This is a genomic window from Myroides fluvii, assembly GCF_009792295.1.
Taxonomy (GTDB): Bacteria; Bacteroidota; Bacteroidia; order Flavobacteriales; family Flavobacteriaceae; genus Flavobacterium; species Flavobacterium fluvii_A.
Genome location: NZ_CP039934.1, coordinates 133,329 through 158,139, shown reverse-complemented (window position 1 = coordinate 158,139; position 24,811 = coordinate 133,329). Strand labels below are relative to the sequence as shown.

30 protein-coding genes and 2 pseudogenes are annotated in these 24,811 nt (G+C 32.2%); 8 read left to right on the top strand and 24 right to left on the bottom strand.

Translation table 11 applies throughout. The annotated features are described in order from the left end of the window. Positions 1–123 precede the first annotated feature (123 nt). Positions 124–516, bottom strand: coding sequence for a hypothetical protein (locus FBR08_RS00860; protein WP_158960695.1), 393 nt, complete (start codon positions 514–516; stop codon positions 124–126). A gap of 195 nt (positions 517–711) precedes the next feature. Here FBR08_RS00860 and FBR08_RS00855 point away from each other — a divergent pair, with 195 nt between their 5' ends. Then, positions 712–1,833 carry a hypothetical protein gene (locus FBR08_RS00855; RefSeq protein ID WP_233266182.1) on the top strand — a complete coding sequence of 374 codons (1,122 nt, stop codon included), beginning with the start codon at positions 712–714 and terminating at the stop codon, positions 1,831–1,833. A gap of 13 nt (positions 1,834–1,846) precedes the next feature. Here the strand turns inward: FBR08_RS00855 and FBR08_RS00850 are convergent, their stop codons facing one another. From FBR08_RS00850 to FBR08_RS00825, 6 genes are all read right to left on the bottom strand, one after another. Beyond that, the gene (locus tag FBR08_RS00850; RefSeq protein WP_158960692.1) at positions 1,847–2,194 is read right to left on the bottom strand and encodes a hypothetical protein; all 348 of its coding nucleotides are present in this window, start codon (positions 2,192–2,194) and stop codon (positions 1,847–1,849) included. 138 nt (positions 2,195–2,332) lie between these two features. Continuing rightward, positions 2,333–2,710 (bottom strand): hypothetical protein, encoded by a 378-nt coding sequence (locus FBR08_RS00845; RefSeq protein WP_158960689.1) that lies wholly within the window; start codon positions 2,708–2,710, stop codon positions 2,333–2,335. Between the two features lie 182 nt (positions 2,711–2,892). After that, positions 2,893–3,375: a DUF3592 domain-containing protein gene (locus tag FBR08_RS00840; protein ID WP_158960686.1), complete on the bottom strand. Its 483-nt coding sequence runs from the start codon at positions 3,373–3,375 to the stop codon at positions 2,893–2,895. Between the two features lie 114 nt (positions 3,376–3,489). Beyond that, positions 3,490–3,957 (bottom strand): hypothetical protein, encoded by a 468-nt coding sequence (locus FBR08_RS00835; protein WP_158960683.1) that lies wholly within the window; start codon positions 3,955–3,957, stop codon positions 3,490–3,492. A gap of 97 nt (positions 3,958–4,054) precedes the next feature. After that, a complete protein-coding gene (locus tag FBR08_RS00830) occupies positions 4,055–4,618 on the bottom strand; it encodes a hypothetical protein (protein ID WP_158960680.1) in 564 nt (187 codons plus the stop codon). A gap of 92 nt (positions 4,619–4,710) precedes the next feature. Beyond that, positions 4,711–5,505: a hypothetical protein gene (locus tag FBR08_RS00825; RefSeq protein ID WP_158960677.1), complete on the bottom strand. Its 795-nt coding sequence runs from the start codon at positions 5,503–5,505 to the stop codon at positions 4,711–4,713. A 211-nt stretch (positions 5,506–5,716) separates the two neighbouring features. Between FBR08_RS00825 and FBR08_RS00820 the strand changes: the two genes are divergently transcribed. Both FBR08_RS00820 and FBR08_RS16825 read left to right on the top strand, forming a co-directional pair. Continuing rightward, complete coding sequence (locus tag FBR08_RS00820; RefSeq protein ID WP_158960674.1) at positions 5,717–6,355, top strand: CPBP family glutamic-type intramembrane protease; 639 nt, start codon at positions 5,717–5,719, stop codon at positions 6,353–6,355. 138 nt (positions 6,356–6,493) lie between these two features. Next, positions 6,494–6,688: a DUF5808 domain-containing protein gene (locus tag FBR08_RS16825; RefSeq protein WP_233266180.1), complete on the top strand. Its 195-nt coding sequence runs from the start codon at positions 6,494–6,496 to the stop codon at positions 6,686–6,688. 124 nt (positions 6,689–6,812) lie between these two features. On the opposite strand, the gene FBR08_RS00815 is transcribed toward FBR08_RS16825, so the two are convergent. The 3 genes from FBR08_RS00815 to FBR08_RS00805 all read right to left on the bottom strand — a co-directional run bounded on the left by FBR08_RS00815 (position 6,813) and on the right by FBR08_RS00805 (position 8,258). Beyond that, on the bottom strand, positions 6,813–7,022 hold the full coding sequence (locus FBR08_RS00815) for a hypothetical protein (RefSeq protein ID WP_158960671.1): 210 nt from the start codon (positions 7,020–7,022) through the stop codon (positions 6,813–6,815). 205 nt (positions 7,023–7,227) lie between these two features. Next, positions 7,228–7,623: a hypothetical protein gene (locus FBR08_RS00810; RefSeq protein ID WP_158960668.1), complete on the bottom strand. Its 396-nt coding sequence runs from the start codon at positions 7,621–7,623 to the stop codon at positions 7,228–7,230. Between the two features lie 164 nt (positions 7,624–7,787). After that, a complete protein-coding gene (locus tag FBR08_RS00805; RefSeq protein ID WP_158960665.1) occupies positions 7,788–8,258 on the bottom strand; it encodes a lipocalin family protein in 471 nt (156 codons plus the stop codon). Between the two features lie 290 nt (positions 8,259–8,548). Here FBR08_RS00805 and FBR08_RS00800 point away from each other — a divergent pair, with 290 nt between their 5' ends. Further along, positions 8,549–9,025, top strand: a complete 477-nt coding sequence (locus tag FBR08_RS00800) for a DUF6932 family protein (RefSeq protein WP_158960662.1) — start codon at positions 8,549–8,551, stop codon at positions 9,023–9,025. Between the two features lie 64 nt (positions 9,026–9,089). Here the strand turns inward: FBR08_RS00800 and FBR08_RS00795 are convergent, their stop codons facing one another. The 12 genes and pseudogenes from FBR08_RS00795 to FBR08_RS00740 all read right to left on the bottom strand — a co-directional run bounded on the left by FBR08_RS00795 (position 9,090) and on the right by FBR08_RS00740 (position 18,780). Further along, positions 9,090–9,761: a DUF4328 domain-containing protein gene (locus FBR08_RS00795; RefSeq protein ID WP_158960659.1), complete on the bottom strand. Its 672-nt coding sequence runs from the start codon at positions 9,759–9,761 to the stop codon at positions 9,090–9,092. A 117-nt stretch (positions 9,762–9,878) separates the two neighbouring features. Continuing rightward, positions 9,879–10,040: pseudogene (locus FBR08_RS17105) on the bottom strand (PDDEXK nuclease domain-containing protein); the annotation flags it as partial. Between the two features lie 148 nt (positions 10,041–10,188). Further along, positions 10,189–10,563 carry a hypothetical protein gene (locus tag FBR08_RS00785; RefSeq protein ID WP_158960657.1) on the bottom strand — a complete coding sequence of 125 codons (375 nt, stop codon included), beginning with the start codon at positions 10,561–10,563 and terminating at the stop codon, positions 10,189–10,191. Between the two features lie 373 nt (positions 10,564–10,936). Then, the gene (locus FBR08_RS00780) at positions 10,937–11,233 is read right to left on the bottom strand and encodes a Bor family protein (RefSeq protein WP_158960654.1); all 297 of its coding nucleotides are present in this window, start codon (positions 11,231–11,233) and stop codon (positions 10,937–10,939) included. Between the two features lie 10 nt (positions 11,234–11,243). Further along, entirely contained in the window at positions 11,244–11,930 is a 687-nt protein-coding gene (locus FBR08_RS00775; protein ID WP_158960651.1) for a nucleotidyl transferase AbiEii/AbiGii toxin family protein, read from the bottom strand. 2 nt (positions 11,931–11,932) lie between these two features. Then, the gene (locus tag FBR08_RS00770; RefSeq protein ID WP_158960648.1) at positions 11,933–12,436 is read right to left on the bottom strand and encodes a helix-turn-helix transcriptional regulator; all 504 of its coding nucleotides are present in this window, start codon (positions 12,434–12,436) and stop codon (positions 11,933–11,935) included. Positions 12,437–12,859: 423 nt separating this feature from the next. Further along, positions 12,860–13,141 (bottom strand): annotated as a pseudogene (locus FBR08_RS00765) (ATP-binding protein); the annotation flags it as partial. 704 nt (positions 13,142–13,845) lie between these two features. After that, the gene (locus FBR08_RS00760; RefSeq protein WP_158960645.1) at positions 13,846–14,418 is read right to left on the bottom strand and encodes a hypothetical protein; all 573 of its coding nucleotides are present in this window, start codon (positions 14,416–14,418) and stop codon (positions 13,846–13,848) included. A gap of 9 nt (positions 14,419–14,427) precedes the next feature. Continuing rightward, complete coding sequence (locus FBR08_RS00755; RefSeq protein WP_158960642.1) at positions 14,428–14,901, bottom strand: hypothetical protein; 474 nt, start codon at positions 14,899–14,901, stop codon at positions 14,428–14,430. Positions 14,902–15,675: 774 nt separating this feature from the next. After that, positions 15,676–16,269 (bottom strand): hypothetical protein, encoded by a 594-nt coding sequence (locus FBR08_RS00750; RefSeq protein WP_158960640.1) that lies wholly within the window; start codon positions 16,267–16,269, stop codon positions 15,676–15,678. A 166-nt stretch (positions 16,270–16,435) separates the two neighbouring features. Beyond that, entirely contained in the window at positions 16,436–17,218 is a 783-nt protein-coding gene (locus FBR08_RS00745) for a hypothetical protein (protein WP_158960637.1), read from the bottom strand. A gap of 170 nt (positions 17,219–17,388) precedes the next feature. Next, on the bottom strand, positions 17,389–18,780 hold the full coding sequence (locus FBR08_RS00740; RefSeq protein WP_158960634.1) for a KAP family P-loop NTPase fold protein: 1,392 nt from the start codon (positions 18,778–18,780) through the stop codon (positions 17,389–17,391). 817 nt (positions 18,781–19,597) lie between these two features. On the opposite strand from FBR08_RS00740, the gene FBR08_RS00735 reads away from it, so the two are divergent. Both FBR08_RS00735 and FBR08_RS00730 read left to right on the top strand, forming a co-directional pair. Beyond that, a complete protein-coding gene (locus tag FBR08_RS00735; RefSeq protein WP_158960631.1) occupies positions 19,598–20,071 on the top strand; it encodes a hypothetical protein in 474 nt (157 codons plus the stop codon). Positions 20,072–20,495: 424 nt separating this feature from the next. After that, positions 20,496–21,029: a hypothetical protein gene (locus tag FBR08_RS00730; protein ID WP_233266176.1), complete on the top strand. Its 534-nt coding sequence runs from the start codon at positions 20,496–20,498 to the stop codon at positions 21,027–21,029. A gap of 75 nt (positions 21,030–21,104) precedes the next feature. Here the strand turns inward: FBR08_RS00730 and FBR08_RS00725 are convergent, their stop codons facing one another. Both FBR08_RS00725 and FBR08_RS00720 read right to left on the bottom strand, forming a co-directional pair. Continuing rightward, on the bottom strand, positions 21,105–21,503 hold the full coding sequence (locus tag FBR08_RS00725) for a helix-turn-helix domain-containing protein (protein WP_158960628.1): 399 nt from the start codon (positions 21,501–21,503) through the stop codon (positions 21,105–21,107). A gap of 206 nt (positions 21,504–21,709) precedes the next feature. Beyond that, positions 21,710–22,378, bottom strand: a complete 669-nt coding sequence (locus tag FBR08_RS00720; RefSeq protein ID WP_158960624.1) for a class I SAM-dependent methyltransferase — start codon at positions 22,376–22,378, stop codon at positions 21,710–21,712. A gap of 1,562 nt (positions 22,379–23,940) precedes the next feature. Here FBR08_RS00720 and FBR08_RS00715 point away from each other — a divergent pair. Both FBR08_RS00715 and FBR08_RS00710 read left to right on the top strand, forming a co-directional pair. Further along, positions 23,941–24,489 carry a hypothetical protein gene (locus tag FBR08_RS00715; protein ID WP_158960621.1) on the top strand — a complete coding sequence of 183 codons (549 nt, stop codon included), beginning with the start codon at positions 23,941–23,943 and terminating at the stop codon, positions 24,487–24,489. Continuing rightward, positions 24,486–24,809: a hypothetical protein gene (locus tag FBR08_RS00710; protein ID WP_158960618.1), complete on the top strand. Its 324-nt coding sequence runs from the start codon at positions 24,486–24,488 to the stop codon at positions 24,807–24,809. The genes FBR08_RS00715 and FBR08_RS00710 overlap by 4 nt, the downstream gene beginning before the upstream one ends. Positions 24,810–24,811 lie beyond the last annotated feature (2 nt).

The window sequence follows — 24,811 nt, the reverse complement described above, 5'->3', positions numbered from 1 at the left end:
GAAATATTGGGAAGGGGATGCTGAGTAAATTATAAAAAAGTTAGTGAAAAGGAATTGAGATAGATACTCGAATGAAAGTGGAGGAATTAAAGACTTTACGATTGGACTAAGTCCATTGCTAGGCTAATCAATCATTAATCGGATATATGTTTTACCCTCTATTTCTACCTCTTGATTATACACTCTTTTACCGACAATGTTTAGTAACTCTTCCATGCTATCTTGCCAGTTTTGCGTACATAACTCTAGGATCATTTCTTCGGAATTGGAATCATTTTGTATAAATTCAGCTACATGAGCGTAGTATTTATCTAATAGATCTTCCAAGGGATATTGTCTATTCTCAATTTCATTTAATTCTTCTTCTAAAGTAAAGGATAGCGTGGTAACAAAATTTCCCTTATCTACGAGTCCATTTTCATAAGCGTATAGTGCTTTATACATGCCTTCTGCTATTTTTTCGAACTTTGTTGCATCCGCGTATTTTTCTTGTATAATGAGGTGAATGTTTTTCATTGGTTTTGCGTTTTTACGATGTTTAAAAGGTTGGTTACTAAGATAACGAACTTTTCATAAAAAAGCCCTAACTAGACGCATCAGGTGACAATTTGCCTTAGGCTTTTCTAAGGGATAGATTAAATCACTAAATTAGCAGTTCACTTTTCGAAAGGCAGGGTAGAGCTTGTTTTTTCACACAGTAAATATAAGGCTATGATATTCTCCAAAATGACGCTAAAATACTTCTTTCTAGTATGTTTAGTAACGGGTTTTAATTCCACTGTAGTTGCGCAACGTAACGATACCTGGACGGCCTTTTGGGCGAATGACAGCATACACATCGGCTATAAAGATTCACGTGGTATGGTTCAAATCGAACCTAAGTTTATGGGGTATTCCTCAGCGCATAAGTTTGACAACATTATCGCGGTATCCGAAGAGACCGATGGAGGATGGAAGAACTACTATCTCACCAAAGAAGGGAGAGAAGTAGGGTTGGGCCAATTGCATATTTACGACAATGGGGTAGACTGCGAAAGTGAAGGTTTTATTCGCTTTAGAGACCCTGAAACTGATCAAACTGGACTATTTAACAGCAAAGGAGACATCGTTATTCCAGCGATTTATAATGACCTCACCCGAGTGAGAAACGGCATGGTAGTGGCATTAAAAGGGGCAGAAAAAAAATATTGGAATCACGGAAATCACGCCGGCTGCAATCATTTTAGTTGGTCGGGTGGGGAAGAAGTACTGCTGGATACAGCGAATCAGGTGCTAATTGAAAATTTCGCTTACGATAACGCCATCAACTTGTATTCCCTTGAAAAATCGAGTACCCCTTCTCTTGATTCAACGCGAAAAGAGTTTGTAGGGACAGATGGCTTAACCTATTCTTTTGTGGATTTCGAAACTGAGTTTAGGCAATGGCTGACTGATGATTTGTTTGTGAACCTCACCGAAGAAAAGTTAATACAAGCATCGTATCACACCCTTACGTGGGAATCAGCAACAGGGTGGGCAACTACAAACAAGGAGCAATTTATCAAAGATAACTTTGCTATCCTTAAAAAGGGATTGTTGGAGATTGTACAACCCAATTGCGATTACTTTATTTCTCAAGATGGATTGAATTCCTTTATATTTGAAGGGGCGGAGTTTGAACACTATTTTACGAATTGTGGGGAAGCCAAAAACTGGCAATATCCAACGATGACGCTTGTAATCTCGCATCAAAACAAAAAGAGCTTTACCCAAAATCACTTTGAGTTTTTACGCACAGCTGCAGGGTATCAATTGATAAGTGTGACCATCCGAAATGAAAAAGTAAAGGGATAGTTCGTGGGGTATTTTATTTCTCAGAGGACATAAACTTTTTACCTAGTCTTTTTGATGCTTCTTTTAAAGAGGGTTCATTTTTTTGTTTAATCAAATCTAAAATCTCATTTCTATAGTTGAATTCATCAATTAAATTGATGATAGTCAGCCGATCAGTCTTTTTAGTTACTAAATTACTTGATAAAATTAATTCAAGAAAGTTGATGAAATATTGATTAATTTCTTCTTTATTATCAATAATGGCATTAGTTTTATATTCAGATTTAATTGATCCAAACATAAAAATATCTTTTATACTTTCAAGTAAATCCTCTTCATTTTTGAAAGTTGTATTTTGTTTGTATTCTTTTAATAAATCCATATCATACTTCTTCTAATGTTATTGTAATTCGATTGCTATTATTATTTATATCTAAAACTTTAAAAGTAGAATTATTTGTAAATAATATTTCTTTTTTATTTTGTCCCGTTCTTTCAGGATATAAGTAAAGATAGTCAACTATTCTACTTCGAGTTGATTGAATTTATCAACGAATAATTTTAGTCTTTCCTCATTTATAGATCCATCTTTCTCAAAAACATTGAAATTTACAAATGCAAAAATTAAGTCGTTTCTGCCTACAATTTCTGGGTTTGAAAACGTGATATCTTGCGCAAGAAAATGAATTGTACTTTTAAACTTTTGATATCCTATATTTTCAATATCTTCCTCAATTAAATTTTGTCCTTTTTTGTCTTTTATAACAAAGTGATTCTCTATTCTTTCGTATTTATAAGCAATTTTGTGATTTAAAATAATATGTTCACTGTCGAAAGATACTTCCGTTACATGAGGCGGGTTGGAGTCACTAAAATTTCTATGCTGAGCAGTTGCCACAAGGTTGAACAAGAAGAAGAATGTTATACTAATTAAGTGTTTTTTTATTGTTTTTAAAGTTAAAATTAGAAGTACTATATGATTTTGCTCATGCTACATCAACGCTTTGATTCGTTAATGCTTTTTTCTAGTGGTCGTAAATAGTACGTTACACTTTAATAAGCGTAGTGGAATACTAGTTATTATTCCATTCCATCCAGGCTTATACTTTTATAAAGTTGAACTAAACTAATTAATACAAAGAGTAATCCAACAAGTCCAGCGAATATTAAACTGAAGTAATTAAACCCTTTTTCGGATTTAATAATAAATTTTTCAGGACATCTTGGGTCATATAGTATTGAAATTGATTTGTTTATCTTGTTTTTATAGGTTTTGAGTATACTTAAATCTGTTGATGCATAGTAATACGGTTTCTTGACTATTTGTTCTCCATTTATTTCAAATTCAACTAAAGGGGTTTTATGTCCTTTTCCCTCTGTTTCATAGGATAAGATTGTGCCTCTACTTTCTTTACCGTGTTTATTGATATGGTTTAAAAAAGTAGCATAGTGAACAACATAATAAACACATAATGCACCAAGTTGTAAGCCACAAAAAATAGGGTTGTAAAACATAAAAAAGACAAATGCAAGGAGAAATATCCAACTAAGTATTTTTTTCATTTTTAAGATTTCAATTTTATGGATTTACAAGTATAAGAATGGATAAAAAAATAAAGCAGAAAATTCCTATTTAGCAATGCTGTGAAAGCGAAGTATAGGGGGCATCTGTGGTTTTCAGTTATCAGAAAAATAGATTTTACTATTCAAGAGCTTAAATAATTTTCTTGTTTCGGTAGATAGTGTATCTACTTGACATACTGAAGTATAATGAGCAGAAAATGATGAATTAAAATTGCGAATTGTTACATGTAGATTTCCAACATAATCTGTACAAAATAGATCAGTTTCTATCGGGTTCCTAATTATTTGTTGAACATAAATGGCAATACTATCCTTTTCTGAATTTGAAAATTTGATCTGTTTGCGTTCGGTTCCAATGCGTTTTGTGTAGAAATCATTATGATTTATAGTTTCATATATTGGTTTTATAAAAGAGGCTGTGTCTAGCTCTTTATAAATGATGATTTCTTCATGTGAATTCCTTATTGAGATATCAGACCAATTAAAATTAGGTGTTGCTTCTTTCTTTTTGCAAGAAGTTGATAGCATTACAAGAAAAAGTAAAATTAGTTTAATATTCATTTGGCTGTAAAATTAGGCATCAGCTTTCACGGTTTTAAATCATGTATTTTGTGTCTGTCTTTTTAGGAAGCAGATCAACATTGCTTTACAGTTTTTCTTAACTACCACAAGCGATATAACAAGTAGGAATACCCTCAATTAGTATTGGTTTTTCATCCGTACCTTCAAAAAATACGTGATCACCAAGTTCTTTGTTTACCTGTTGGTTGTGTGTTTTTAATAGAAATTCTAAAGCTGTAAAATGCTTGCCATTATCAGCGGTTAACTTCGCTAAAAGCTCCACCTGATACATATCATCCTCCTCTTCATCAGGTTCTTCTTCAAAGACATCTCGATCCTCTTCAATCAAGGTTTCGTTTTCAAGTAAATCGGATGCTCCTTTAACCCAAGCCATATACTGAATTTGTAGTTCAGAAAAATCAAAAACAACTTCGTTGGGCTTCCAATTTTCATTTGTTTGATAGATAAGATTTTGGTAATCGATGACTTCTTGGTTAAACTCTTCCGTATCCGTATAAAACTTAGCCGAAAAAGTCCAAGCTATTTTGTTTAAGGTAAAAGGGGAGTCCACTGCAGTTGTTGCTGTTTCTTGCACGGGTTTAATCTCGTTTGCTTGTTGGGTTTTGTTTTTTGACCCGAAGATTTTGCTGAAAAATGACATAGATGATAGGAAATTTAGGTTATGGATGTAGTTAATTGATTGTTGTATAAGTTAAACGAAAGTATTGAAATCAATTGAAGGAATGGATTCTTTTACTTTCCAAATAATCGTTGCCAAAATCCTTTTTTATTCTCTGGAACAACTTGTTCAGGGGTGATGATTACGCGTTCCGTTTTTTCGAGAATTTCCATGTCATTTAACCCTTGATTTCCCTCTAATTCCCTTAGTTGCTCCAGCATCGCCTCTTCATACAACAAGGCCCCTTCGGTATCGCAATTAAATAAATTGGAATAACAAGTCGATTCATTGAGATTCAGCGGATTGGGTTCAATCACTTCCGTAGCTTCCAAAAGCCCAAGGTTATTTTCTTTTGCGTCAGTTAGCGCTCTAAGAAAAACGTTGATTCGGTTATGTGAATAAAAGTCGTCTAGCTCTTTTTTTACTTCTTCCTTCGTTTGATAATCAGCTAGTAGTTCAACCACGTTGGCTGCCGTCATATAAACGCCTGAACTGTAGTTCTCCACCAAGCTGTTTGCAATTGGATTGGGTACTTTCACTTGTAAAACTTCTTCCCAAGGCGTAGTGTATTTTTTAAACTGAGGTTTGTCTTGAATTAAAAACGAAAAAGCAGCACCACGGGTGTAAAAATACGTTCTGAAAAATCCCTGTATCACCGCTATATAATAGCCATGTGTTTTATCAAAATAATCCGTAGCAGCAGTTTCTTTAGCAATGCTGATGGTATTGCTATACTTTTCAACGTAGAATTCGTCTATTTGATGCGCTTGTGCTTGTTTTTCAAGGGTTGACTCATCTTCTAATACATCGAAATACCAAGTTTGTATTTCTTGTTCATTGATTGGGTGGTAACTGATATCGAATCCCATAGTTGTGTTGTTTAGCTTTATTGAACGGCTTTTGTTTTGTATAGGGGGATAAAACACTCCGCTATATCGGTAAAAAGACTAACGCTAAGATAATTAACATTTAGTTTCAAAAAATATAAAAGGCTTAAATTAAAATAAATTTCTGTATTTTGATCAAAAATAGAGTAGGCAAGGAATTATATCAACAGAAAAACTATTCTTTTAATCAAAAATGAACGTAGTACTCAAATTTTTACTCCTATTAATCGCAATCAAACTATTTTTTTTAGCGATTATATTCTTTTTGGTCGATAATAATTGGATTGAAGTTCCGATGAATCATTCTAAAGTTGAATTAATACAAAAAACGGGTTGGTATAGGTTTGTTCTAATTGTTTTGATTGGACCCCTATTGGAGGAAAGTATGTTTCGGTTAGCTTTAGTTTTTAAGCCAGTTTATATCAGTATTTCTTGTGCTATTTTATATCTCTATTTATACTCCTTTTATATGGGGGTTCAATTAGATTCATTTGATTTTCTTGTAACTAGAGTGTTAACCGCTAGTTTGTTATTTCTGTTGGTTTATAGCGTTTGTCTTAGGTATACGGAGTTTTTAAGTAGCTTATGGAGAAAGAGAAGCACTAGTATGGTACTGATGCTGTCTTTTCTTTTCGGATTCTTTCATCTTGTAAATTACGAGGTACAGCGTTTGTCTTTTTTGAGTATTATGGTAATCGTGATTCCCTATTTTATATCTGGATTAATTTATTCCCATATTCGCTTGCAGCATAACTTTCGTTTAGCCGTACTGACACACTTCTTATTTAATGGTCTCGGCTTTTTGCTAACGCAAGTGTTGTTTATTGGATAAACTGCCTTTGCTGTCTAATTTGCTTTATTCTTGTGTGTAGAAGAAGTGAACGGGCCGTCGTGAAAAATTTTCTTATCTTTCGATAGCTATAGAATACTAAGGAATTTTTCAATGAAGAATCTATAAAATGAAAACAAAATGAGCAACTCCAATTTTAACGATCCCTCCCATTGGAAATGGGGTGTATTTTATTTCAACCCCCAAGATAAACGACTTATTGTACCCAAGCGAGTGGCTAGTTTTGGCCTAACGATTAACTTTGCCAATCCTTGGTCTATTTTGTTTGTTTTGGGTCTGGTTTTGATCCTTCTCACTATTGTAATGCAAAACTAGCTGCATCAATAGAAAAAGGGTGACACTTGCTAGCACCTCGATTCAGAAACTGTTTTATTCTTTTATATCCTTTTTTTGTTTACTGCAGACGATTAAGGCTGTTGGGTATTTTGACGTTTTTTAATTAAATCCAATACGTTCCATTGTGCAAGCTCCCTTCATAATCCGTTACTTGACAAAGGATGGTATAAAAATCACGATACGTATTTGATCGTTTAATTTCATTTGCTGCCCAAGTATAGATACTGTCAATTTGATTTTTGGTGCGATAGGTGTAGAGCCCCGAATTGCCTTTCAATCTAATTTCCTTGAATAGCTCAAAATCTTTCAACATCTTTTTTTGAGAGAAAGAATCATCTATTGATTGAGCGAAACTACCGTTAGAGAAAACAAAAAAGAACAGTAAGAGGGGTAAAATAGTTTTCATTCGCATACTAGGGGATTTGATTAAGGCGGAATTACAACGGATGTATAGGCTGACTAAAACCGCAGTTTACATTTACTTCGAGAAAAGGTTTCTAAATGAGGCTGTTCAATGATTACTTAATTTCTGTTGCTTCGCCCATTCCTGCAAAGATAGCCTTAGAAAAGTCTAACTGTTCGTCAGAAATGGCAGTATCATCTACTACAATGGCTACATTGACAACCGTATGGTTGGCTCCTTTTTGTAAAGGTTGTCCCTGAAATCGACCACCAATTATGAGATAATTAGCTTTTGCATCAGCCGTAGCTGCCGATTCGCTATATTCAAAGGGTTGATCAAGCTTTACTGCATAGTATTCACTGCCATCGGAACCTTGTAATTGCTTGGTGATTTCGCCCTGTACTTCTTTTCCTTCTTGAGCATAATCCGCTAAACCAGGTTCTCCCTCAATGGAATTTAGTTTGATTCTATAGGTATCCGTTTGTGTCCTATCTGCCGTTGTTGATTCCATTGGTGTATTGTTCTCCTTCTTTTTTGTGCAACCCATGAAAAGAAGGGTGCTGCATACTATAATTGTCAATTTCTTCATGTTGTAAAATGTGCTATTACTGTTTTTACTTGGTGTTCTGGTTAGAAATCCTTGATTAGTCTGTAAAAAAACGTTCAATCTCTTTTCTATTTCACTCGTTTGCATCGAATTTCTGTATATTTAATCGCATTATCTTTCTCATTTAGCGGATTAGGTAGGGAAGTCATAAAAGTGAATTCATCCTCGGTCAAATGGGTGATGAGCATTTCCTCTTTTACCCCCGTATCGTCTACGGTATGGATGGTGTGATCTTGAAGGGTATAACTTAATCGGATTATTTCTTCCAGGCACTGGCCGTTTTCGCCTTTTCCTACATACGTCAAAATCTCGATTTGATCTGTGGTAAAAATCCAAGTTAGGTTTCCACACCCAAATTCATCCTTCGGCGTTGTTTCAGTTAAAAACTTAGCTTCTCTATCGTAAAGCTTTGCTGAGGAGAGTTCCCAAGTTCCTACTACATCCGCTGTTTCAAAGGTTTTCGTTGCTTCTTGCTCTTTACAACTACGCATGCCCAAAGTCAATATAACGAGTAGTACAAGGGGAACTATCTTTTTCATATTTTGTTATTTTTAGGTAAAGATAAAATTTTTAGGAATGTTTGCGATCACTTCTATTCAAAATAAGAAGGTAATAGTTGGTTTTACAATGCCAAATAGCATAGATAGTCCAAAGGAGAATGATAGCGGTTTTCCTTGGTTAAGAAAGGAAAAACTCTTGTTAGCTAGTTTACACAATTGTTTTTAGCAAAATGGAGAACATTAATCTTTAATCGTAGTTTTTCCTTATTTGAAAACAGATGTTAATAGCAGTTTATTTCGTGTATTTGATTATCAATATTTAATTTATTATGCTGATTTTTAATAACTCAGGGTTACTTGTACCTGCTAATAAAATTGTTTCAACATGGGCAGAATTAGAATTGGAATTCGCAACTACTATTCCCTCATCAACAAGAAAAGAAGTAGTTGAAAATTATTTCAAATACAGTGAAGATTTAAAAAAAGTTTGTGATTTGGATACTTTAAGACAATGGGTAGATGGTTCTTTTGTGACTAAAAAAGTTAATCCTGGAGATATTGATTTTATCAGTTTTATAGATCGTGCAATAATAAATCAATTCGGTTCAAAGTTAGATGATTTTAAGTACCCCAATGCAGAAAAAAAATATGGAGTAGATGCTTATATAATTGAAGAATTCCCTGAAGGGCATCCAAAGAGAGCTGTTTTTGTACATGACATGGCGTATTGGATAAACTTATTTACAAAAACTAGAAGAATTCACGGAAACCGTCTATCTAAAGGTTTTTTAGAAGTTTCATTTTAAATTTGGTTTTATGCAAGATAATAAATTATATACCATTTTAAATAGTCCTTGTGGTAAACACTTGTTAATCATTCCGTGTTTCTTCCTCACTTTTTAGTAACAAAGATTCAACTGCCGCATAGTTCGCAATAACTTTGATGGTAACTAAAGCAAGGAGAATACCTATGGTGTTGGCTACCATACTTGTTACTGTAGTTATCGTTAATTCGTCTATTGTTTCAGCATGCTGTGCGTACCGAAATACGAATTGTCCTATTGCATTAGTTAAAAGCCAAAGGGCCCACCACAATCCTAAAGCATTTGTAGTAAAATTCGGATTGAAATTAATCCCCTTTTTTACCAATACTGCTTTTGTTTCCTCATATAATTCTCTCATGATCTGGTAGGGTCTAAACAAGCAAAGAATCGGCACAAACCAACTACCTGCAGCCCAACCTTCTGCATGCGATAAATTAGATACTTTTTGATGTAAATTGTAATACGCCCGTCTGAACCATTGAATGAAGGTTACTGCCGAGATGATATAGGTAATCAAGTAGAGTAGACTGATTATTTGTTCTCGGGTGTCATTTGCATTTGCTTTTTCCATGGAGATTTCATAGCCATTGGCCACAGCTTGAAGGAGATCGTATTGAAAATACTTCGAAAGTAAAGCTATAATATCTAGTGCTAACATCATCCATATCAATAGGATTGCATTTTTAGCCCTTTGCCCATTGGGTTTTAATTTTGCCATTTTTTTTGTTTGTGTTTTTATTTAAATCAATGCTATCCTTTTGAGACCTAATGAAGTGGCTGAACTTTTAATTTTCTATTGGCAGTACATCCAGGGTATAGGCAGCAGTTTTTTTGATTATTTTTCTTCGCCATTTTCGTTCAGCTTGTCCCTATTTTCTTTTATCAACTGTTCCAATTCGTATGAAGCAACACCCAATGGTCTTGTCAAACCTCGCATTGCATATTCTACTTTCACCTTGCTTTTTGAAGCACACAACAAAAGTCCGATTGTAGGCTCCGTCTGCTGGTGTTTTTAGTTTATCATCTATAGCACTTGCACAATTGGAAGTTGTGGATAAGCTTCCGAAAAAGCCCTCATATATTTAAGTTTCGCTTTTTAGGTTCCAAGTGGAGTAGTGTAACAGTTACTGCTGTTAGCGGTAGTTTTATCTAATGACAACCCTAATTTTGTCTACTTCTACTTTTCTAGGAAAAAAAATGTTGTAAAGAAACAGAAAAGGATGCACTTTTTGTAGTAGTAAAGTCTCGGGATTGTGTATTGAAAAGGTTAAGCGAGATGATTTTACTAGATTAAACTGAAAAGCAAGAACCGCTTTTTGTCCTTTTATAAAATCTTGTTTTCGCAAGCCAAAAAAGTTGTTAGAAATCAGTGCTATTTTTTTATTGGTTTCTATATCGATAAGCTCAACGTCTAATTCCTCCAGGTTTTTAATAAACCAACCACCGGTGAAAAATATTTGGTAGCTACCAGCGCTTAATTCTAGGTCAATCGATTTTTCTTTTAAATAAAATTCGTTCATTTTTTGGTTTCGTAGGTGAAAGTAAGGGTAATGTTTTAAGCTTAACACAGTGGTGGGAATTAGAAATAAAATTCAATTTAAACACTTAACTGGGCCAAAAATATATTGTAAGTAGTTCCTTTTTACCGTTTTTATTTAGTTCTATGTTTTATAGTTATCAGTACAATTGTTGTGAAAACAACTAATAAAATCACTTTTCCTGTTAAGTAACCATATCCATATTCGGTAAGTCGATTTAAATCAGATATCAAAATATTTAAAATATTGATTAATAAGAGAATTGATATTCCTAATGATAGATAAAAAAGTATTTTTTTCATAAAATTTAAACAAGAGAGTTTGATATTAAATAACAAACTCTCTGCGTTAGATGTTATTTGGTTACGGTCGTTGTTGAAGGTGTATATATTCCGAAAGTTATAGCAGAAACTAATCCGTTCACAAAAGACTGTCTTGTATGGACTGTGTAATTTGCTGCTCCGTCAGCCATTTGTTTTGAGTCAGAAACTCCAACGGGTGCTAATCCATAAATTACATAGTGATTCCATTTTGTCGTTTGATTGTTACCTTGGGCTCCACTTCCTACTACACTGGTGTAAGAATAACAAGAAGTTAATAACATTGATACAGTACATACAACTGTCATCATTTTCATTGTAGTTTTAATCATTTTGTTTAATTTAAAAAGATAATATTTTTTGTGTAAATTTAAGATAAAAATCAATATAATTGGCTTTTACTGTATCAACAATATCCTCCTTTATAAATTCCCAATATTTCCCTTTTAAACAGATTGGATCAAAATCATCATCAGCAAGTTCAAAATTAATGAGATTATCCAATATAAGTTCTTCATCATGTGTGTAAGGATAACGTTCCTGATGGAGAGAAAGCATGGTAGAAATAGTGTATTGGAGTAGTAATTCATGCAAATCCCAGAAATCTTTCTTGCGACCTATACGTTGTACTACATCAATTTTCATAGCAATGATTTCTTCGGTAGTAGCCATTCTGATTTCATCCACAATCAAAGGAGAGTGTATAAAAGTATCCGTATAAAACACATCTAATTTTACCACATTTTCCTTATCTGTACCCACACTGTAAGATTTACCCATTGCCGGATTAAGATTTGAAAAATGATGGTGGTAGGGAAATGTATTTTCTATGAATTCATCAATAGCTTTAAAATCAATAGAATCATAAGGGGCATCACTAAACAAATCTATATCTATAGACAAACGATGTCCTAATTGAAGGCTTAATGCTGTACCGCCTACTAAACGAAAAGGCTGAAATACAGAGGACTCCATTAGCGTAATCAATGTGCTTTTTAAAAGATCATTGACCGTGTTATAATACATCATAATTAGCCTGTAGTTTTATTGGATCTATAAATCGTGTAAGGGTTTCTGATATTGGACTCCTGCAAAGCTTGGTTTACTTTTTCAGTACCATAAAAGCGGATAATCTCATTTTTGTCATTCTCATTTCCTCGCTCAAAAACACGTTGAATAACAGCTCTGTATTGTCGATTCCAATCGATGTGTTGAATATCCGTATCCCAAAACAAAGCTTTACTCAGGATATGTAGATCAGGAGTGCTTTTGCTTTCTTTTTCTTTGATTTTTTGAATATCATAATAGGCTTGCAATATCACCAAAGTACCTTCTTCCAACCCAAGTTCTCGCTCAATCTTCAATGCCAATGCCGTGCTGATACCTCTTTTACCTTTGGTAATAGCATTAAACGTTTGAGGATGTTCCTCTAAAGACAAAGCAAAAGGACGTTGTTTGATAGAACGTTTTTTTAATTCTCTATCAAGTACAATACCCGGATGTATTCCTTTATATTTCTCAAATTGCTTAATCATAGTACAAATATAAACATTTTTGCTTACATAATTATCCTAAATGAGCTGAATCAAGTGGCTCATAATGAGAGCGTCTATGTTTTTATCAATCGTCGAGGCAATCAAATGAAATTGACCTTACCTAAAAATCAAGTAGGCAAAGCTTTTGCTTACTCCCAAACTAGATGGGATAACCTAAGTGCGTATTTATATGATGGAAATTTACAGATAGATATTAGAATGCTCGAGAGTATTCCAACCCAGACCGTACTTCCGCTCAGTATGTCCATGAGAAGGCGTTGTCATCTTGACGAAGGAAGGGGAAGGGTCACATCCTCTGAGTCCACCACGCAAATGGGAAGAACAAGGGTTGTGTGGTTATTTCAGTCAAATGGTGCCACTTTTAAAAGTTATACAATAATACAAAAAAAGTTATTTCAAACGCTAAAAGTTTGTCTTCCTCATTGATTCTCCATTAAGATCTATTCTATGAGAAGAGTTGACGATTCGATCAAGAACCGCATCTGCAATAGTATTTTCCCCGATTAAAGGATACCAAGCAGCTACAGGTATTTGTGAGGATAAAATAATAGAAGCTTGATTATACCTTTGATCAACGATATCAAAGAGCGCTTCTCTAATCAGATTATCAAAAGGTTGTAGTCCAAAATCATCCAAAATAAGCAAGTCACATTTAAGTACCTTCTTGATTTCTCTCTGATAAGTTACATACAGACACTATAGAATAATTATATCTCACAAGATGTACTTGCTCGGGTGGATACATTTGAATGTACGAGAGTATTCCCAGACCGTACTTCCATCCAGTATGTCACCCTGAGGCAACGAAGGGTCGCATCCTCTGAGTCCACCATGCAAATGAGACCAACAAGGGGGGAATTGGAGCGATTTATTTTCGCTAGGCTTCGATTTGTTCCTGCATTGAAAGGCATACTATACAGGCAGCATTGTGCTTATTTTCATGCTCAAAAAACAGGAAGAGAGTAGAAGAAAGGGAGTACCTATTGCCTTTTGGGTAAATAAACAAAAAAACCAATAACAAGCGCTATCGGTTTTTGTAGAGAAAGAGGGTTAGTCTCTTTTACTCCGTATGCTTTATAAATAGGGATATTCACTTTTTTGGATTGTCGTGAGCACCTTATTCGGAAAGTTTTACACTATGATTGGAATCGTTTGATTCTAAAAAGTAAAAATACGTAATTTATATGGCAAGTATTTGTGTAATAAAAAAAGTACTGTTTATGATGTTTTGTATGATTTAATTATTTTTTCCCTTTATTAATAATCATTTTTGATATTTATTTTTAATCATAAAATTTATAATTTAGGTATTAACTACCTCTAAAGAATGGGGAAATAAAAATAAGTAAGCCCTAATAATATCAGGGCTTACTTATTGTTTTTAAATATTAAAATGATACACCTTGTCCTTGACTTAATGCCCCTGGAATTTGACTCGATATTTCATTGTCCATCGTGATAATAACATAATCCATCCCTTTATCCGAAAATTCCTTTAATACTTTAAAATAATCATTTATGACGTAATCTAGTTTTTTTGAATAAACTAGTACTGCGGTCATACTATCATTTCCAAAATTAAATTCCGTGTCATCTACAATCCTTTTTAATTTAATTTTAGTGTAATCTTTTCCTTTTCTTAAATGTTTTCTCACATTTTCAATGTCCAAATTATTCAAAGCTAGTCCGCAAACTTTTTTATTCCGTTTTCTTCTTCCGTCTAAAATTTCAGCACTTGTAGAAAGCTTCCCTTCTACAAAAGATAATACAGATTCATGAAAGTTAGAGGCTAATTTAAAGAGTGATGTTTCATTTGAAATGTATACAATTTTATTACTATCAACTTCCCATATATTAACTATATGATCAACATACTCTTTAGGAGTGTCTTTTATTTCCATTCCTTGCCCAAATACAATAAATGGAAATAGGAATATAATAATTTTAAAAAATTTTCTCATAAAAAAATATTAATATATATCTACTGCATAAGCATAATTCCCTTTACTGTCATATTGTTTAGGGTAATCTCCTGGTTTTAATACTACACCTTTTTCAACTACCATATCTTCATAGATAGTAAATTCAGCAACATCAGATTGACTAAATTCATTTAAAGAAGTTAAACTATTTGGGGCGTAAAAAATTACTCTCTTATTATCTTTGTCAACTTTATAAACCAAGGCAACATCTTCATTTTCTAAAACTTCAGGTTTATGTTTATATGGAACTTGATACCACGTGATAAGTATACCACCACATACTCCAAATCCAAAAGAGCAATCAATACCACCACCTCCACCTGTTGGGCTAATCCTTTTAGGAACTTTTAAAAGTTTCAAATAGATTACGATTCTAAAATCATTAACATCAAAATCAGGAATGGGTTTTGCTTCTACTTCTTCATTGCTAATATCAACGATTTTTTGCGTGTTATTGAACACTTCTTTATTTTCATCACTACAAGAAAGGATAAGTGATGAAAATAAAATTCCAGTTAATAAAAAAATAGTTTTCTCATGATATAAATTTTAATTATTTAACATTAATTTAATGCAATATAATAAAAAAATTATAGAAAAAACAATTAGTTAAAGTTTTAAAAAAAAATATTCAGACAATTTTATTAAAATAAAAAGAGTATTGTTTTTTTTTATGAGATCAAAATACTTAAATGTAAATCGGAAACATAGTTTTAAAAATCTCAACTATTAAAGATTCATCTTCTATCTCAATAAAAAACGATCGACTTCGGAGTTGTTTTCCAGCACTCTGCAAAAGCAAATAGGAGAGAAGTTCTATTTCAATTTTGAGTGCCTCAAAACATAACTAGCTGTTACCTTTGCTGTTACCTTTGTGGTAATTTTATTAGTATACTTTAAAGTTGTTCCTGCATTGCAAAGCCATACTATACAGGTAGTATAGGTTTTGTTTTGATGCTCAAAAAACAGGAAGAGAGTAGAAGAGAGGAGTATATATTGCCCTTTGGGTAAATAAACAACAAAAACCGATAACGAGCGTTATCGGTTTTTGTTGAGAAAGAGGGTTAGCCTCTTTTATGCCGTATGCTTTATAAATAACGGGGCACTTTCTTGGATTGGGGTGAGTAGCTAATTTGGAAAGTTATGGGCTCCTATTTATATATTCTAATATAGTTCACTTCTTGTTTCAAGGATTAGTTTAGTTTTAAATGAACCTATCTAAGCGTTTTATTTTACTTAGATTAGTTCCAGAAATTTATTTCCTTTACATTTAAAACATATGCCATTTTGATAATAATGGAATTCAGATAAATATCCGCTCCCATTACATCTATCACATGATGTTAAATCCATTTTGTCAATCATTTTCTCGTCAGTATAGACAGGAATTTCTTCTGTGTCATGTGTCTCTTGATGACAACCATGGCACAACGTTATCAAAGCATCATCTAAATAATCCCAAGGCAATTTACCTTTTATATAATATTTATGATGTACATGTAAAATTATTGGTTTGTCTGTTAGGGTAGAAATAGGAATTGCTGCTTTAGCATGTCTTCCAAGTCTAGCGAACCATTTTTTAGCTATATCACTTTCTTTATATTTTTTTATAGCAGCTTCTTTTTCTTCTTTCGTAGTTTTCCTATAAGGTTTTCCACATATGAATTCTGATGGTTCAGATTTACATTTTTTACAAATATTATTATCTCTATTCAAAATAACTTTTCTTCTGTTCTTCCACTCAAGTGTATTAAGAAGATCAGAATAAAAAATAGGTTCATGGTTGCTTTGTTTTTCTTTTTGAAGATCTGTATAGCTTTTCAATTCCATGTCATTTATATTGTTTAACAATTGGGATGTTCACTTTTTTAAACTGTTGTGCGCACCTTATTACGAAAGTTTTAAACTATGATTGGGATGTTTAAATTCTTTAACAAAAAGAAATAATCTATTTGAATTCCTAATTATAAACTAAACCAACCACATTGTGAAAACTTTATGCTATTCTAATAATTTCTGCATCAAAGTCAGTCATTAAATATACTCTATCAAACTCAGATAACATTTCATAGTTTTCATTCTCCTTTAATTCATAGGATGCCGATGAAAGTGAACCAATTAAAAGCACTAACCAATACTCTAAAATTTCTGTTTCTCCTTTTTTATAAATTTCAAGTCTTGTTTCTTTTTTCCGAATTGCTTCTTCTAAACGTTCTTTAGTCAAATATCCAGCTTCCCATTTTTTTTCTTTATAAGTAAAGTCAATCTGTGAATGTATTCTTGTTCTAACATTTTCAATAAATGTTGGCTTTTCTACTGCAATTTGATTTTTTACACAATTAACGTATTTAGCAATTTCGATTGCTATTGATTTTTTTTCACTTTGTTTATATTCAATATTGTCATCAATGATTGAAATAGTTGCGTGAACTTTATCTTCTGGAAATATTTTTCTATAAACTTTTTCTGAATATTCTATAATAGATTTAGTACGATTATAATTGTCTGCATTCTCACTAAATATTCTTGTGTGTTCTAATCCTACTAGTTTTGAGTCATATTCAATTATAAAGTCTGGCCTTGGCGGTTTTGGTTTATCTACAATATTTATTTCGCAATCTATTTTATATACAAATTTCCCTATTTGACAGACTTCTAAAATTTCTTTTTGTGGCAAATTGAATTTTTCGATAATTGGATTAATTATTCTGCCTAAAACTTCTCTTTCTGTTTTTGAAGTTTCAATCAAGTCTTTTAATGCTTGTATGTTTATCTGCATTTTTTATAAAGATTTTTCGGATAGATTACCGCTAACATAACTACTTATTAAGATAATTTCAATACGAATCTCGAAACAATTAAATAATATTATTTTCTTTTCAAACATAAAGTAATTATCCTAATATTTATTATTGAATTCCGGAAATACTATTATTTCTTATTATATTTTTAATTGATAATTACCCCATTAGTAAGTTCTATCCTATCAAGCAAATTATCAATTGAATCATAAAACGCATTATAAAATCTAGTTGAATCAATACTCTTCAGTTTTCTTATAAAGAGTTCATTATTGATTTTTGATTCAATAAGCAGGTCGTAGTCATCTGAACTATTAGATTTACTGTTATAAATAGCATAATTTCTAGGACTTAAACTAGAGTAATAACTTTGTAAAAAGAATGCTTCTAAACTAACCATGTCATCTTCTTTAATTTTTATTAGGGGCTTAATTATAGCATAAAAATCATTATGGACTGTTTGGATATCTTCTTTTCCTATTAGTTTTAAATAAAATTCTTGATGTATAATTTTACAATAGACAAGAAAAACTAATAGATGAGAATGAAATATATATCCTTTAGGACATATTCTCAGTACTATTCTTATATGTGACATGATTTTTTCTTGTTGTCTTAAAGTTAGGTTAGACAACAAGTTCTTACAAGATATTTGAAATAATTCGTCATCTTGGTTATAATTTATTCCAAATCTTTGAATCCTATCCGAATCATAAAAAAAGGACTTAAAATCAAAATAGTCATATAGAAAAGGAATATAATTATCTGGTTTAGGCAAAGAATATTCTATATCTATAAATCTTCTAAGATATTCTTCTGAATCGATTTTATCATTACCATAAACACCTTTAATAGCATTTCCTAGTTGAATTTTATCAATGGATAAAATAAAGACAACATTAGGTACAGAGAATAGATGTTTAATCTGTTCTAATAGTAATACAGAATAATTAGGCCTGCATCTATCTAATTCATCTATTATAAAAATAAGGGGTTTATCTTCTGTATTATCTGCAACGAATTTTGAAAGAGAGGTTTTGAATTCTTCTATTGATTCTTTTCTATCATTATATTCTTTTATATCCTTTTCAAATAACTCCATTGTTCCTTTAGAGATTCCGTCAATTGCATCTACTATTATTTCTGTATCAATATATTTGCTCACAACAGCCTTTACCAAAGTTGGAACTGCATTTTTAGCTACTGTAATAGCTTTTTGAATAACTGGTGCAATATTATTGTTCTGTTGAAAATGTGAATTCAATTCACCTATTAAAGCAAGAAGAGGGTTATCTTCAAAGTCATTTTTCCAAGCATTGAAGTATATCGTTTGAAAGCCTTGATTTATTAAGTGTTGCTCCCACATTTGTACAAATGTAGTTTTACCGTATCCCCATTTGTTATTGATGGCAAGAACAAAACCTTGATTATAATTTTCAATTATACTTGTCAAAGTAGTAGCGTAAATCTGTCTATTTAATTTACAGTTTTTAAATGGAAGAGCCTTGTCTATTTCTACTTCATTATTTTTGATGTTCATAGTTTTTTTGTAGTAAAGTGTATTTTACTAAGATAAGTATTTTTTAGATTTTGAATAATATCATGATATTCTATTAATAAATAAACCCTTATTGTTTTCAAACATATAACCCCATTTTTTAATAAGACAGGGAAATCTATAAACCCCTCAATATTTTGAGTCTACCTACTATTTAACCAAAAACCCAACAACTCCAAAGTAGTTTTCCAGCCCACTGCAAGAGCAAGTAGGGAAGTTCAATTTCAATTTCGAGTACTTCAACCATCACTTGATCCAATTTAGTTTTTAGATCAAACAAGAAGTACTTGCTCAGAGGGATACGTTGTATTACAGCTTGTTTTTAATGTCAACTTTATAAAAAGAAGCAATAATTTCAGCAATTTCCAACGCTTCGTTTTTATCCGTCGTCCTGAATAACGTTTTATTACTGTTCGATTCGCTAAACACGTTGATGCATATTCGTTCATCTTTTAGCGTGGTTGAAGCTGCTAGGGGCTGACGTTGTAGCTAAATAAAGCCCTGCAAAAAAAGAAAAAAAACTAAGTACAAAAGTAATGCATTGATTGAAATGAGTAGGGACAAAGCACTAAAAATAAGGAATAAGGCTCCCATAGCTTGCTTTACAAACGAAATCTTTTTTAGATATAAGTACGTATTCATAGCATTTGGATAAAATAACAATTACGGTTTCTAAATTGTCCTAGTCAAAACACAAAAACAACAAAAACAACAAAATTTATAATAGAATGAAGATTTAATCTTATATTTATTTAGAAAATAAAACAGCTGATCTGTAAAGAAATCACGACCTAATGATATGGGAACCATAACTTCTAAATTTAGAAATCTATACATTTTAAAACTGATTTTTGGATATTTCGCTGCTATTGTTAGCATTGGTATATGTCTTAAATTTTTGGATGGAAATTATTACCCCACAAAAGAGAGAGCAGCCCTCATTTTTATCTTTGTTATTATTTTATTTGTACTAGGTGGAACATATGAATTTTTAAAAATTACAAAAATAATTGTAAGAAATAATGCAATAGAAATTCAATATTTCTTAGGACTGAGAAAAAGAAGTATACCGTATCACGAAATTGTACGAATTAACCAGCACAAAACTTTCTTACAAGGAAGAACAGGGCAAATAAGTGATGGATTTCACCTCAATGAAATCGTTTTAGCTGATAAAAGCTCCTTTATTCTATCTCCAGATAAATTTGGGAATTATCCTCAATTAATAGTAGCGATTCGAAGAAACCTGAATAACATTCCTCACAACAAATAGGTGAAAATGGGATTTATTTAACGCACTAAATATAGTACTCCAAACATACAAGAAGAATCGGTTGGTTGAAATAAACGAAGTCATAAAAAGAGGATGTCATTAAGATGTTGTTATTTGTAGGCTTCCCTACAAATGGGCAATGACTTAGCGAGCACAAGAAGCAACGCAATAAAACAAAAACTTTAGTCAAGCATTTATGGGGGAATTTCTTGTTAGTGAACCGCTAGGCATGGCCTAACTTTGTGTAATCAGTAATAAAAAATAAAACCTAATAATTCTTTTCTTTTAGTTCTGATTTTCTATGTTTTAATGAGTCTTATATTTTCAAAATCAATAATACTTTTATAGCAGATAATTTACCTATCAAACGAATAGTTTACTGATATAAAGCATGATAATTTTAAATAAACCATAAAAGATATGAATGATGAAAAAAGTAAAATTTTCTTTAGAAGCCCATATGTGGTATGGAGAACCAATCAAGAATCCTTATTATATGTTGTACTGCTTATTTGATGTAGTTCACCCTCCTGAGTTAAAATTGCATCTATCAGAATTAATGAATCACACGCATAAAAGTGAAATTTATCTACAGAAAACCCCTCATATAGTTTTCTTGATCTATTCTTTACTGCGTTCGATTGTACGTTGCAGTTATAAGATAGTAAGCAACCCAAAAAAATACTATTCGATAAGTCCAATAGACAAATCAGAAGTTTCCAAATTGATGACATTCTTGGGCTCGCTTTCGCAAGAGGAATATTTAAATCCCTATTTAGTATTTGAACATGTTTTTGAAAAACAATCTGTAGTTAAGTTAGAAAGTGATTTATTTGAAATAACACAGTTTGCAATTGGAGACTTTATAGAACCACCATTAATAGAAGTTAATACCTCTTTTATTAGTATAAATAGATTAATAGAGGCATGTTGGCTATTATATCAAAGGGATGAATAATCTATATAAGCAAAAAAGGCAGAATACCCTCTCTAGTAATTCTACCTTTTTTCTGTTATATATAGAAACTTATATCTACCTAGTTTGAATCAACTTTTCCAAACGAGCCATCATCTCCTCTTTCTCTTTAAGCATACGCTCATACAAAGCAATCTTTTCTTCGTGAAGTTTTACAATTGCTTCTAAAGGATTGTTATTGTTAACTATGACTCCGACAGCATTATCATTAAATGTACTAGAAATAATATTAATCGCCTGCTCTTCATCAAAACTCTCAATTGCTTCAACAGGAATCTTCAGCACCTTAGAAATCTGCTGTAAGAGCGAATGATCAATCACCTCTTTCTGTTCTAGTAAAGAAATTTTCTTTTGATTCCAATCTTCTCCTAAATCAAAAGCAAGAACCTCTTGTTTGATTCCAAGCATTTCTCTAAAACGCTTGACATTTCTTCCTTGGTGTATTTTGTGTTCCATAGTAATAGCTGAATTAACAAGGCTCAAAGATAAAGCCATTGATTTAAAAAGATTGAATGGTAAAGTTAGAAAATTATTCGGTAAAATATTCCAATATAAGATCTTTCTCTTATTCGGGAAAAGAGGAAATTTTCAATAGACATCACGATGGTTTCTTGGAATACGAGGTTTAATGTATAATACTATTACCTTTTTTTGGGTTTACCTTATTTTTTGGTTGTTAACCAACCTTGGTAAATGGACGATTGAAAAAAACGAAGTGGCTGCTCAAATCCAGCTTCAATACACAAGGCTGACAACCTTTCTTCTGAAACAGAAAAAAGTTCATTTTCTATTCTATTCAAGCGATTACTGATTTCTGTTTCGTCCAAACCATCTGGTAAAAGAAGTTTAAGCACGTTTAAATTTTGCTTAATTTGTTCTTTATTACCTGTAATATCCAACATAACAAATGTTGCCCCCGACATTAATCGATTGGCGATATCTTTCAATAAATTTAATTTTTGCCCGTTATCGTCAAGAAAGTGCAAAACCAATAAGAGCGTAGCTACATCATACTTTTTTTCGATATTTAAATCGGAAACTAAACCTTCAATTAACGTTACATTCTTGTTGTTTTGCAGTTTATCACTCGCCTGTTTAATCATTTCTGGTGAAGGATCTATACCTGTTATGGTCCAAGTTTCAGGTGATTGAATAAATCTTTCTATTTCATTTCCAGTACCACAACCCACTACTAATACATTTTTATGGTTTGCTCCGCTCAATAGCTTAGGCAAACGATCTAAAAAATAATTATAATTTGGTATCCACGTTTCTACAAACTGATTGTATCCCGCTGCTCTTTCGTTCTCAAATATTTCTACTTTGTTCATTTTTTTTAATTTAGTATGGCCTCCAAAAATTAGATGTATCGAATTAACTAGAAAATAATTCTTCTCATTGCAGCTTATTCCACAATCAAATTTAGGTTTGGTCTTTTTGTTTATATTAGGGCAAAACAAAGCGGTTTATACACCAAGTTAGCTGATATCAAATATCAAGATTAATTAAATACAATTTACGTTCATAACAACATAAAAAACACCCTTTATCTGCAAAATCGTACTATAATCCATATGTACTTGAAAAAGATATTTTAAACGTTTGGAATCAAGAAGATGAAGAGGATACTTAACATAGAGACTACCTCGTTTCACTCGGTATGACAAAGAGTAGGTAAGGAGAAAAGGGGATTACCTATTCCATTACTGAAACACAAGTAGAGTAGGACATTATGCCTTATCAAATGAAAAAATAGAATCCAAAAGAGCAGATTAAAGTTTTAAAGACAACGAATCGTTCAATATCAAGATAATTTTCGTTGACCTCCTAACCAATTCTGAGCGTCAAAAAGGTGAAATAAGCGTAAAATGAAATCGTAACGCAGTGGAGATTCATCGAACTCCAAAATAAAATAATAACTCGGTGGTTATTGATTTTTTTAATAGCCTCTAGGTGGTCTTCTTTTTGGGTTTGTTTTATCTTTCTTTTGTGTTTGTTCGGTAAAAGGCCCTCAAACCAAGCAAACCCAAAGCAAACACCGAACAAACCCAAAAGGAACTCTAAACTTATTCTTGTTAGTGTAGTGGTTATTAGTTTGTAGTGATTTTTCGTGCAAAACAAAAAAGAAAATTTACACCTTTTTTTTTCAAAAATGGAAGAATACGGAAGGGGGTATTGTACGTTTTTTTGTTTTTTTAGTATTACAACGTGAATAGGAGTGAAGGTAGCTAGGACGCATACTCTCAAAAATGAGTAGTAATCAAGTAAACGGTGCAATCATGGGGAAAATGGGCAATGGATGAGCAGTGAATGGTTTCATCTGAACGAATATATATTTACCTAGTTCATTGATGGTTGGTAAACTCTCTTTCAAACGAAGCTCTTTGATTTGCTCTGGCGTAGGCTTCCCTACAAAATACCCTTACAACCAACTAAAGTATTCTCTTTGCTAGTGGATTTTCAGGAAGAATAACTCCACTCTTTAGATACATTTTCTTCTAACACTGGTTGGAAATAAAAACCAATAGATTTTATCATGAACAGCAATAAATATCACACTATTTAGAGAATACAATCATTTGTCTTGTTGTTGTATAACCTGGTTTAGCACCAACACCAAAACAACCATTATCTGCTCCTACATAAGTAGATACACTTTCTAATCTACTATAAGTCCATCCTTCAGAAGCCTATTTATTAATTAATACTTTTAGTTGCTCTGCAACCCGTATTGAACTAAATATAGTACATTTGAGTCCGACGGTCTAGTTAACTTTTCAACCGGAATTATGGCACAGGATTCTACAGATATAAACCCTAGAAGGCAAAGCCAAAAACCAGAACTACCATTATACATCAACATGGCTAACAGCATAAACAAAGTGAACGTACAATGATAAAATATTATAAAACTGACGACAAAGAACAACTATTTTACAAAGAAACTTGGTTTGACGAAAAAAGAAAAGTAGCAATTGTTCACGATGGAAAAGTTGGTTACAAAGGAAAAGTAGAAGAGATTCCGATGGAAACAAAAAATGAAAATGACGATTTTGTAAACAAGTTTTGTAAAGACTGTGAAAACAAGGGCTATTATCAAATTGATCAAGATAATCATCACTGGGTTGTTGTTCAGTTTCCTTTAAAGAGTGATTTAGGGAATAAAAGAGATTTATGGCTTAAAGACAAGGTGCAAGAATATTTAAAAAACCATCTTGGTTGGAATGGATTAGGCGATGTTGATGGTTTTGATATGGGGCAAAAGAAAATTAATATTTTTTGTAGCGTTGTAGATAGTGAAAAAGCGGTTAGCAGTATCAAAACTTGTCTAAAAGAATATCGACTTGATCTTAACCAAGCAAGAATTGCAACAAAAAAAGCAGGAGAAATAAATTATACGCTTAAATTTTCTCACAAAAAAATAGATAATTTTGAATTATGAAAAAGCTAGAATTACAAAAGATTGATTTCAAGCAATCGCTTCCAGTCGTTTATGAAGATTTAGAACCAATTCTAATGGTCGAACTCAATTTGCTTCGAGACCAATTAATTGCACTTCCCGAAAACACAGAAAGTAGCGAAATACTTAATTTGTTTGAAAATTGTGTGCTATCACTAAACAAAATTGAAGATAACGATGGTATTGAAAGTACCATCGACACAGAAGAAAGAGAAGGATTATGTGCCGCTTTATATAAAATGGGCACGATTGTAGGGCTTGATGAAAAAACTGAATATATTGATAATTGGCGAGAATGGTAACT